This is a genomic window from Streptococcus lutetiensis (assembly GCF_900475675.1).
Taxonomy (GTDB): domain Bacteria; phylum Bacillota; class Bacilli; order Lactobacillales; family Streptococcaceae; genus Streptococcus; species Streptococcus lutetiensis.
Genome location: NZ_LS483403.1, coordinates 328,047 through 338,769, shown reverse-complemented (window position 1 = coordinate 338,769; position 10,723 = coordinate 328,047). Strand labels below are relative to the sequence as shown.

Genomic DNA, 10,723 nt, shown 5'->3' with positions numbered 1-10,723 from the left:
TAGTCATACTACCAGCAGCTTGCTCCCAAACAATCAAACTGTAGTTACTAATTTTTAAAGATTTCTTAACTCTGGTAAGAGTTTTTCCCATTCATAACCCCATAACTATAGAATCATCTGACCCTCATTTTATAGTAAATTATAGCAAAAAAATTAAAAATAAAAAATACCCTAATTTTTTAATCATTATTTATAAAGTAAAGGGCATCTTTTACTATTCAATTGTGTAAGGAGAGGAGGGGATTTGAACCCCCGAATCCAATTGGACTACACGCGCACTCGGCCACTATGCGACCTCTCCGAAAGAAGCTTAGATAACTACTTCTTTAACCAGTCCACTAATTACTGAAATTGTGCTTCAACACGGTAAATGACTTGTCCTTTTTGAGAAAATTTTTCCTCATATTCAGTCATGACATTTCCCTCAAAATCACTAGCATGTAAGTCTAACCAAACTTGTTTTAAAATCATGCCATATTGTGAGAAACTTACCAAACTGTATTCAAACAAACCACGGTTATCCGTTTTGAAATGAATTTCACCTTGTTCAGGTAAGATTTGACGGTAAGTATCTAAGAATGTTTTGTAAGTCAAACGACGTTTTTCGTGACGTTTCTTAGGCCATGGATCTGAGAAATTCAAATACATCAAATTAATTTCGCTATCCGCAAAATAATTTGTCAAATCAGAACCATCAACTAGCAACAAACGAACATTTGGTGCTTGACTATCTAGAACTTTATCCAAAGCATAGCTAAGCACTGATACTTGAATGTCAATTCCGATATAGTTAATATCTGGATTTTGCAAAGCCATTCCAGTAATGAATGCCCCTTTTCCTGAACCAACTTCGATGTGGATTGGGTTATCATTACCAAAGACTTCACGCCAATGTCCTTTTGCTTCTTCTGGATTTAAGATAACATAGTGTGGGTTATTTTCTAAGTGCTCCTCAGCACCCTTACGTTTTCTAACTCGCATTATTTCTTTTTACTAACTAACTCCCTAAATTTTCGTAAGCCGTAAATTTCTTGGTTGACGTGTTCCATATCACGTTTGTCAAAACATTTCAAAATCTGTGATAGATATGAAAATTGCCCATACCAAGCAACTTTACTGCGTACTTTTTCATTGTCTTTATAGCCATAAGAATTCAACCACTCACCCCAACGTGTGTAAGGAATGTAGTGACTCAAAAGAAAGGCTACGTCGTACATTCGATCTGTCAAACGAACTGAATCCCAGTCAACAAGGTAAATCATACCACTTGTTGTAATAACCCAGTTACTGTGTTTGATATCCCCATGTACAATAGTCGCAACTTCAGAACGAAATTCTGGTAAGCTACGTTTTAGTTCTTTTACAATCCCTTGCAAATACGTATTTTCACGAATTTGCAAGGGTGCATTTTTTTCCCAGTCAACCAACAAATCATATGGATTTTCAATCTTATAGTTTAACTGTAACAATTGGTTAACCAATGGTCGTGACTTGTGTAAACGTAAAAGAATATGGACAATTTGTTTACTACCCATATCCTCTTTAGTCAAAATTCTTCCATCAAGCCATTCTTGTGCACTCATTGTATCGCCATTACCAGTGCGACGTACCCACAACAATTGTGGCGCAATCTGCTCTTTAGCAAGAGCTGGTAAAATTGGTGTTGTGTTAAACTTGATAAAGATTTTTTCACCATTCGGATATTGACCAATAAAGGCTTTCCCACTTTTTCCTCGAAGTGGTGTCATTGTCAATTCCTGATCTGATACTGTTGTCACCTGTCTGCCCTCCTTTTCTTTCATATATAATACGTTAATACTTTTCTTCACCTTTATTTTACTTGTTTTACAGCCCCTAGTCAATCATCTTCGCAATTTTGTAAGGAAGATACCATTCTGTAACAATTACAGTAATCAAAATCAGAAGCCCTGCAGCCTTCAAAGAAAAACATAGCAGAAGCTCAATCAAGCAAATAACATAAGACAAAGTCTTCAACAAAGCCTTTAAATTAGCCAGTTTCTGTATTTCTGAAATAGGGTATAAGCGTGTTAAATATTGATACTCAAAATGTTGGGCAAGTCCTAACAACTGAAACAGTAAAAGATAATTCAAAATCAAAGCAAGTCCAACTGCTACCAAATGATTTGGAATAAATAGCAAAGCAAGAACACTTAACAAAACTAAACGCAAGGTCAAAGCTAGATAATCTGAACTGCGAAGAAAAGCCCTAAGATAAAGGTTTGACCATGTTTTATCGTGACCTTTCTTAACCAAAACAAGAAGCTTATCTAAGTAAGCACGACGTTTGACGCTTGCTGAAATTCCTTTAACCGTTGTAAAGAGAGCAAAGAATTTCAAAATAGATTGACGACGCTTAGTTTCATAAGTAATGGCAGCTTCCCAAGAAAAATGATCATCTCTAAAAAAGACTTTTTCTTTTCTTGCCATAATCACCCACTTGATACCAAGCAAAATTAGCAAAAGTACCGAAAATACAGGAATTGAGAAACCTAATTTAAAGAAAATGGGTGCTAACAACAAGAAAACAGCCGTTTGCAAAACTGCCCAAACACCAAAAGAACGCACTCTCGCTTGATGAATCCAAGCCACCACTTCTTCTTCCTTTGGCAAATAAAATAGTTTATCTGGTGCCTCAATATAAGTCGCAATTTTTCCAAGACTAAGCAGGGCAACTGTCACAATAACTAGAATAGCCTCAAGCCACCAATGCCGCTTTGGAAAATGCTTCAATAGTTCTCCGTATTGAACCATCAAAAAACCTGATAAGAAAAGCAAGACCAAGACAAAGTGATCATTCAATACATAACGTAAGTATTTCAGACATTGCCCTAAAAAGAGGCTGCGTCGTTTTCGAAAAACTTCTTTCATTTCTATCCCTCTTTAGTTGAAGCTATGTAAATATCGTTCAAACTAGCATCTTCTTGACCAAAAGCTTGACGCAATTCAGCTAGATTTCCCATTGCACGCACTTGACCATGATGCAAAATCACAAATCGATCACACATTTTTTCAGCAGCATCTAACACGTGTGTTGACATCAAAATAGCTTTGCCTTTTGCTTTTTCCTGCGCTAGCAAATCCGTTAAATCAGAAATCGCCAAAGGATCTAGTCCCAAAAATGGCTCATCAACGATAAACAAATAAGGATCAATCATAAAGGCGCACACAATCATAACCTTTTGCTTCATCCCTTTTGAAAAATTAATCGGGAACCATTCAAGCTTATCAGACAGACGGAAAAGTTTTAGCAATTCCTTAGCACGCGCCATCGCTTGATCAAAATCAAGGTCATAAGCCATAGCAACCGTCTCTAAATGCTCACGTAAAGTTAACTCTTCATACAAGCTTGGCGTTTCAGGAATAAAGCCAATCTTTTTGCGATACTCTGCTTGGTTATCAGCCAAAGTCAAGCCGTCAAGCGTAATCTTTCCTTGATAAGGCGTCAAAAGTCCGATAACTTCATTAATCGTCGTTGACTTCCCAGCACCATTTAGCCCAATCAAGCCGACCAACTCACCGTCACCAACTTCAAAAGAAATATTTTTTAAAACAGGGATATTAATGTATCCACCTGTGACATTTTCAATTTTTAACATAAGCTACCCACATTTTTTTGATATAATAATTATAACAAAATCAAAGGATTATAGGTGATTCAAATGGAAAATTGCATCTTTTGTAAAATTATCGCAGGTGACATTCCGTCATCAAAAGTTTATGAAGACGATAAAGTCTTAGCTTTCTTAGACATTTCACAAACCACTAAAGGACACACTCTTCTCATTCCAAAAGAACACGTTCGTAACGTCCTTGCTATGTCTGAAGAAACTTCACAAGAACTCTTTGCGCGCTTGCCAAAAATTACGCGTGCCGTTCAAAAAGCAACTGGTGCTGTTGGCATGAACATTGTCAACAATAACGAAGAAGTCGCTGGACAAACCGTTTTCCACGCTCACGTTCATCTCATTCCACGTTATGCTAGCGACGACGAATTCTCACTTAACTTTACAGAACACGAACTAGATTTTGAAACTCTTGGAAAATTAGCAGAGCAAATTACTAAAGAGGTGGAAGCATGAAATTAAGCTCTTTTATCGCCTTAGGCCTAGCTGGCTGCGCTGGATTTACAGCCTACCAAGCTTACCAAAAACGCGAAGAGATTAAAGACGATATCGCTGATGCTAACGACATCAGTGACAAAATTGCCAGTGATATTACAAAAATCAGCAAAGCGATTGATAATATCAACCAACAATTACCAAAACTTGAAAGCATTAGCCAAGAATTGGACTACAAACGTCGCTTATTTGAACAAGAAAGCAAAAGCCGACTTGAACAAATCAAAACGACACTTTCAAAATACCAAGAATTAGAACAATAACAAAAAGTACTGGAAAATTCCAGTACTTTTTGTACGCCTCTCAAATCTAAAATGAAAAGCCGACCAAATAGTCGACTTTTTTATGTTAATATGCATAAGCACTTGCATCTTGTGAATAAGTATCGGTTGAGTAATCACTGTAGCCACTGTTGCTATAATCACTATAACCAGTGTCATAACCTGTGCTATAGCCACTATCATAACTGCTATAATCGCTACTATAATAAGATGAAGTACCGTAAAGATTCTCAGAAAGAACTGCTGTTGTTTTTAATTCTGTGCTTTCTTCTAAACCAAGTTGTTTCTTAATACGGTTTTGCACCTCAAGCAAATGATCAGAACTTACGATTTCGTAAGAAATTTCATTAATCGTTTGTCCTTCACCCTCTAACTGATACGTTTCAATATTTTTTAGAGAATCCGCATAACCAAGAAGACTTGGAATGGTACGTGATGAAATTTCAACGTTTGTTTGCATGTTCTTACTTACAGCAGATAGAATTTTCTTGTAAGATGACACGCTATCAAGAGCTAAAATTTTCTTAAGCACTTTTTGAATAACTTCACGTTGACGTTGTTGACGACCGTAGTCACCTTTTGGATCTTGGTGACGCATACGTGCGTATACCAAAGCTTGATCACCATTAATTTTGTGAGTTCCAGGTTCGATTGATGACGTATACTTAGGCTCTGTTTCTTCAATTGAGATTGGGAAATCAAAATTATTTGTGACTGTGATACCACCTACGGCATCAACTAAGTCGACCAAACCTTGCATGTTGATTTGCATGTAGTAATCAATTTTAATATCTAGCAAATCTTGAATGGTCATAATAGCCATTTGAGCTCCGCCTGAAGCATAAGCAGCATTCAATTTAGCTTGAGCACCATTCATATCATTATCTTCAGGTCCTGTTAATTCAATAAGAATATCACGTTCAAGACTTGTCATTGTTGTTGTCTTCGTCTTAGGGTTAACAGTTACCAAAATCATTGAGTCACTGTTACCTTCCCAAGTTGAATGACGTTCAGAATCCCCTGTATCAACCCCCATCAAGAGAATTGAGAAAGGTTTTGTCTGTTTAATAGCATTGCTACTTGAACCAGACGTCTTGTAATCCTTAAACGTTTTTGAGAGCTCACTTGTTGAGAAATTGTAAGCACTTGTAATATAAACACCTAATGCAACAACTGTTGTCACAACGATTGCTGCTATCATAAGCAGAATTTTTTTTCCGAGTTTCATTTGTTTACTTTTAGTCTATCAACCTACTCATCAAGTAGACGTCAAGAAATTCTCCATCTTTAGTTTTTGCGCCACGTTCTTTTGTAGCTTCAATCTTAAAATCGAACTTTTCATAAAGGTGAACAGCTCTGCTATTTCTAGCCTGAACTGTCAGCTCCAAACGACGAATCACTGGCGTGTGGTAAGCCCAATCAAGAGCAACTTCCATAAGAAGTGAACCGAGACCATACCCCCAGTATTTTTCTTGCACAGCAATGAAAATATCACCGATATGATTAGTTTGTGGTGAGCTAGTGCTGGATACATTTAAAACACCAGCCAACTTTTTACCAACTCTTACGACCAAGCAAATTTCATTAACAGACTCGAGATGTCGCGCCAAGAAAATCTCCATATCTTCTTGCGACAAAATCGTCTCTGCAACCACAAAATCTGTCTCTTGGCTAACCTGACTAAGCAAATCAACCAAGGTTTTGACATCAGAGAGCTGGGCTTCTTCAACGATTACCTCTTGTTCAGCCACGTTCTATAGCCTCCGAAAGTTCCTTACTTCGTGGGCCATTAGATTGTAACTCAATGTCACGACCATCTCCTGAAGGAGTGATAATGATTTCTAAGTAATCGCCAAGCAAATCTTCTTCTAAAAGTTCACCCCATTCGATAACAGCAACACCATCACCATACAAGAAATCATCCAAATCAATAGAGTCTGGGTCATTTCCAATACGGTAAACATCTAAATGATAGAGTGGTAAACGCCCCTCGTATTCCCGAACAATCGTATAGGTCGGGCTCTTAATCATCTGATCGATATCAAGTCCCTTTGCGATTCCTTTGGTTAATGTCGTCTTACCGGCACCAAGATTTCCAGTTAAAACCAGAACATCTCCTGCTTGTAATTTTCGACCGAGCTGATAACCATAAGTCATCAACTCATCTTCATTATGACTATAAAACATGAGTCCATTATATCAAAATTCTGCTTACCTTCCAAGTCTCGCCAGTTTTTTCATCGGTAGATTTTATCCAATAGACTATTAAATTCACTAATGACAAGCTTTCTCCACTTTCACCATACAAAAAAAGCCGAAGGTGAGAGAACGTACCTTCAGCTTTTTGTCAAAAACTATATTTTATAAAATAGCCAAGCTAACGAAATTAAGAATGAATAATAAGTCAAGAACCCACATAACAGCGTGAACTTCTTTTGCTTGACCTTTTACAATTTTAACTAATGTGTAAGTGATGAATCCAGCAGCGATACCGTAAGTAATGCTGTAGCTGAATCCCATAAAGATTGATGTGAAGAATGCTGGAACTGCTTCGCCAAGATCGTCCCATTTAACGTTTTTAAGATTTGAAAGCATCATAACACCAACGATAATAAGAATTGGAGCTGTTGCTTGTGTAGGAACGATTGAAACAAGCGGGCTAAAGAAGCTTGAGATAGCAAATAGTACGGCAACTGTAAGAGCAGTCAAACCAGTACGACCACCAGCACCAATACCTGCAGCAGATTCAACGTAAGTTGTAACGTTTGAAGTACCTGCGATGGCACCTAATGTTGTACCAACTAAGTCAGAGTAAAGAGCACGGTCAAGAGCTTTAGATTCTTTGTTTTCACCAGTTGATGCGATGATACCAACTTTTTCACCAGTACCAACAAGTGTACCGATTGTATCAAAGATATCTGTCAATGAGAAAGCAAGGATTGCCATCAAGACACCTGGGATACGTGAAGCATCTGAGAACAATGAACCAAGACCTTGACTACCGAGAGCTACACCAAAGATTTCTTTCAAATCATTGATCGAAGCTGACAAGTTAGTTGCAGCCCAGTTAACTGAACCAAGATCAACAACACCAATCAAAATACCAACAACTGTAGTTGCAGCAATTGAAAGGATAACACCACCACGAATTCCTTTAACGATAAAGAAGATTGAGATAGCAAGACCAATCAATGCAAGAATAACACCTGGGTTGTTAAAAGCGACCAATCCTGGTGTAGCTGATGCGTTAGCTGTAATTGAAGCAAGACCTTTATCAGCTCCAGTACCAGCTACTGTGTATGTACCAGCATCAATAGAGAATTTCAAGAAACCTGCATTTTTAATTCCGACATAAGCAAGGAAAATACCAATACCAGCTGAAATAGCTGATTTCAATGCTGCTGGAATTGATTCAATAATCAATTTACGAATTTTAGTTACTGTGATAAATAGTGAAATGAGACCACAGATGAATACCATCGCAAGAGCTTCTTGCCAAGAGTAACCCAATGAAAAGACAACTGTATATGTGAAAAAGGCGTTAAGTCCCATACCTGGTGCTTGTGCATATGGAAGATTAGCGTAGAAGGCCATCATCAATGTACCTACAACAGCACCGATAATTGTAGCAAGGAACACACCTTGTGTAGGCATTCCAGCTTGTGAAAGGATTGATGGGTTAACGAACAATACATATGACATTGCAAAGAATGTTGTTAAACCAGCAGTTACTTCTGTACGAACATCTGTACCATGTTCTTTAAGTTTAAAAAACTTTTCCATTTTTAAATGGTTTCTCCTTTAATAAGGTTAATAATAGTCGTTTTTTCTTCTATTTCCGAACGACTTATATAGTCTACCAAAAGATTGTTCAGTTTTCAATAACTTTATTTAAAATTTTCACGGTCTAAAAAAATAAGACATAAAACCTGCAAAAAAGTGAAACCAAGCACGAAATGAATAGCATTCCAGCTAATTACATTCAAAATTTCATCAATAACAAGACCAGGTCTAGTGAAAATATCCCAAGAATTTAACCTTGCATAACGTCCAATATGAATCGCGAAACTCGAAACAAAAGACAGAATTATAACGAAAAGCATCCGGATATAATAATTTTTCAACTTAAAAGTCACCACTATATTCTTCACACTTTCAATACCACATAGAACCCCAAATAAGATACTAGACACGTACAACATGTACAAAATCAAGCTAGTTTTATTCCATAAAACCGAATCAGTAAAATTCATATGAACAATATCGGTTAGCATATAAAAGGTGTTCGGATAAAAAAACAACCATAAGAGACCACTTGACCATCTCACCACTTTTTGCTTTATACAGTAGGAAAGAAGTGAAAAATCAAGAGCTAGCAGCGCCAAAAACATGTTCCATACCAAATCTGGACCTCGCAAATGGTAGTAATAAATGCCAAACGAAATGATTCCAAAAAAGACATGAATCAATACGTTCTTTTTAGCCATATTTTCTTCCCCTTCCTTAAGGCTTATTATAGCAAAAAAGTCCTAAAATTACCCTTTAAAACAAATAATGGAGACGAGAATAACTCGCCTCCATTTTTCTATTTAATCATTATCAAGAACAACAAACATCATGACTTGAACGATCACCAACCCGAGAATAAAAGGTATATTAATCGTCAATAAAGCTTTCGCCGCTTCTTCAAAGATATTTAAGTGTTGGTTAATAATCACCTTCCACGTAATTCCTAATGTTCGGAGTACCTGAAAAAGCAAGCTAGCAAAGAAGGACACCCCCATTACAAAGAATACTTGAATATACTGATTTAATTTCAATGGTTTTAAAATCATCCGTAAACTAAGTGTCCCTGCAACTAGTGAAAACACAAGAACTGCCAGATAAATCATAAATGATGTCATCCCATCAGTTGACCATAAAACAGATGTTGCCCATGATCTGTCTGCCACACTAAACAAAACATTTAAGTTGTTTGGATAGAAAAAACACCACAAGACAAATGCTGCCACTCGTAGAACAATGTTTTTAAAATAAAAAACGAAAAATCCCATTTCTACTGTTAACAAGGAAAATAGCACATCATTCATCAACCCATTGCTGTCTGCATGAAAGAAAGTAATGCTTAAAATAATCCCTAAAGCAAACACATGACTCCAAAAAATTTTATACATTAGCGTAACCTCATTTTTTATTAAAACCATTATATCATACCTACTTTTCTTTTTCTTTGCTACCCTTTTTTGTTATAATAACACCTATGACAAAGAAAAAAATGATTGCTCTTGATTTGGATGGTACGCTGCTGCGCAGTGACAATACCATCTCAGATTATACTGTTGATACTATTAAAAAAATACAAGAAAAAGGTCACAAGGTCGTTATTGCGACAGGTCGTCCATACCGTATGGCTCTTGAACACTACCGTCGCTTACAACTTGAAACACCTATGATTACCTTTAACGGTTCCTTGACACATCTTCCTGAAAAAAAATGGGACTTTGAACACAGCGTCACTATTGATAAACAATACCTTTTAGATGTCCTAGACATCCAAAAAAGTATCCAAGCAGACTTTATCGCTAGTGAATACCGTAAAAAATTCTTCATCAGTGCCGATAATCACGACATCATCAATCCACAGCTTTTTGGTGTCGATAAAATCACCGATAAAATGACACTTGATGTAACAAAAATTACTGAAAATCCAAATGGTCTTTTGATGCAAACTCATCACGAAGACAAATATAGTCTTGCCGATGAAATGCGCAAATACTTCAACCACGAAATCGAAATTGATTCATGGGGCGGACCGCTTAATATCTTGGAATTCTCACCTAAGGGCATCAACAAAGCCTATGCTCTCAAGTACTTACTAAAAACCCTAAACATGAACCGAGAAGACTTGATTGCCTTTGGTGATGAACACAACGATACCGAAATGTTGACCTTCGCCGGTACAGGATACGCCATGAAAAATGCTAGCAACGTACTCCTACCATTTGCTGACAAACAAACAGACTTTACCAACGAAGAAGACGGTGTTGCGAAAGAATTGGCGAAAATTTTTCTATAAATTTCTGAAAAACTTCTTTTTAGGAAGTTTTTTCATCGTTTTAAAAACCTTTTCATGATTCTTTCAAAAAACATAGCATTTTTACCGAACATTATTTTGCGAATTATACAATTTAATCGCTTTATTTTGCGGGTTTCTGAAAATTTTTCATGATTTCTGTTATTTTTTTTCAAAAAGCTATTGCATTTTTTGTGAAAACGTTTTACAATAATATCGTTCTTAAAATT

The 10,723-nt window shown here is 36.7% G+C and carries 13 protein-coding genes and 1 tRNA gene; 3 read left to right on the top strand and 11 right to left on the bottom strand.

The annotated features are described in order from the left end of the window. Nucleotides 1-229: 229 nt before the first annotated feature. The 5 genes from DQN23_RS01895 to DQN23_RS01875 form a co-directional block, all read right to left on the bottom strand. A tRNA-Trp gene (locus DQN23_RS01895) sits at nt 230-301 on the bottom strand. Nucleotides 302-342: 41 nt separating this feature from the next. After that, nucleotides 343-981, bottom strand: a complete 639-nt coding sequence (trmB, locus tag DQN23_RS01890; protein WP_111712640.1) for a tRNA (guanosine(46)-N7)-methyltransferase TrmB — start codon at nt 979-981, stop codon at nt 343-345. Next, nucleotides 981-1,802 (bottom strand): cell cycle regulator CcrZ, encoded by an 822-nt coding sequence (gene ccrZ, locus DQN23_RS01885; RefSeq protein ID WP_043894957.1) that lies wholly within the window; start codon nt 1,800-1,802, stop codon nt 981-983. Before ccrZ ends, trmB begins: the two co-directional genes overlap by 1 nt. Before the next feature lie 52 nt (nt 1,803-1,854). Further along, entirely contained in the window at nt 1,855-2,889 is a 1,035-nt protein-coding gene (locus DQN23_RS01880) for an ABC transporter permease (RefSeq protein ID WP_111712639.1), read from the bottom strand. Between the two features lie 2 nt (nt 2,890-2,891). Beyond that, the gene (locus tag DQN23_RS01875) at nt 2,892-3,617 is read right to left on the bottom strand and encodes an ABC transporter ATP-binding protein (protein WP_111712638.1); all 726 of its coding nucleotides are present in this window, start codon (nt 3,615-3,617) and stop codon (nt 2,892-2,894) included. Between the two features lie 63 nt (nt 3,618-3,680). Between DQN23_RS01875 and DQN23_RS01870 the strand changes: the two genes are divergently transcribed. Together DQN23_RS01870 and DQN23_RS01865 are read left to right on the top strand one after the other, a co-directional pair. Beyond that, the gene (locus tag DQN23_RS01870; RefSeq protein ID WP_111712637.1) at nt 3,681-4,100 is read left to right on the top strand and encodes an HIT family protein; all 420 of its coding nucleotides are present in this window, start codon (nt 3,681-3,683) and stop codon (nt 4,098-4,100) included. Continuing rightward, nucleotides 4,097-4,402: a hypothetical protein gene (locus DQN23_RS01865; protein ID WP_058833229.1), complete on the top strand. Its 306-nt coding sequence runs from the start codon at nt 4,097-4,099 to the stop codon at nt 4,400-4,402. The genes DQN23_RS01870 and DQN23_RS01865 overlap by 4 nt, the downstream gene beginning before the upstream one ends. Nucleotides 4,403-4,487: 85 nt before the next feature. Here the strand turns inward: DQN23_RS01865 and lytR are convergent, their stop codons facing one another. From lytR to DQN23_RS01835, 6 genes are all read right to left on the bottom strand, one after another. Next, entirely contained in the window at nt 4,488-5,648 is a 1,161-nt protein-coding gene (lytR, locus tag DQN23_RS01860; RefSeq protein ID WP_111712636.1) for a glycopolymer--peptidoglycan transferase LytR, read from the bottom strand. A 10-nt stretch (nt 5,649-5,658) separates the two neighbouring features. Then, on the bottom strand, nt 5,659-6,171 hold the full coding sequence (locus DQN23_RS01855) for a GNAT family N-acetyltransferase (protein WP_111698233.1): 513 nt from the start codon (nt 6,169-6,171) through the stop codon (nt 5,659-5,661). Further along, nucleotides 6,164-6,607: a tRNA (adenosine(37)-N6)-threonylcarbamoyltransferase complex ATPase subunit type 1 TsaE gene (tsaE, locus tag DQN23_RS01850; protein WP_058813650.1), complete on the bottom strand. Its 444-nt coding sequence runs from the start codon at nt 6,605-6,607 to the stop codon at nt 6,164-6,166. The genes DQN23_RS01855 and tsaE overlap by 8 nt, the downstream gene beginning before the upstream one ends. Before the next feature lie 174 nt (nt 6,608-6,781). Further along, complete coding sequence (locus DQN23_RS01845; protein ID WP_111712635.1) at nt 6,782-8,203, bottom strand: NCS2 family permease; 1,422 nt, start codon at nt 8,201-8,203, stop codon at nt 6,782-6,784. A gap of 104 nt (nt 8,204-8,307) precedes the next feature. Beyond that, nucleotides 8,308-8,907, bottom strand: a complete 600-nt coding sequence (locus tag DQN23_RS01840; RefSeq protein ID WP_020916243.1) for a DUF1361 domain-containing protein — start codon at nt 8,905-8,907, stop codon at nt 8,308-8,310. Between the two features lie 102 nt (nt 8,908-9,009). Continuing rightward, the gene (locus DQN23_RS01835; RefSeq protein WP_111713071.1) at nt 9,010-9,594 is read right to left on the bottom strand and encodes a hypothetical protein; all 585 of its coding nucleotides are present in this window, start codon (nt 9,592-9,594) and stop codon (nt 9,010-9,012) included. An 86-nt stretch (nt 9,595-9,680) separates the two neighbouring features. On the opposite strand from DQN23_RS01835, the gene DQN23_RS01830 reads away from it, so the two are divergent. Further along, nucleotides 9,681-10,496, top strand: coding sequence for an HAD family hydrolase (locus DQN23_RS01830; protein WP_111712634.1), 816 nt, complete (start codon nt 9,681-9,683; stop codon nt 10,494-10,496). The last annotated feature ends 227 nt before the right edge of the window (nt 10,497-10,723 follow it).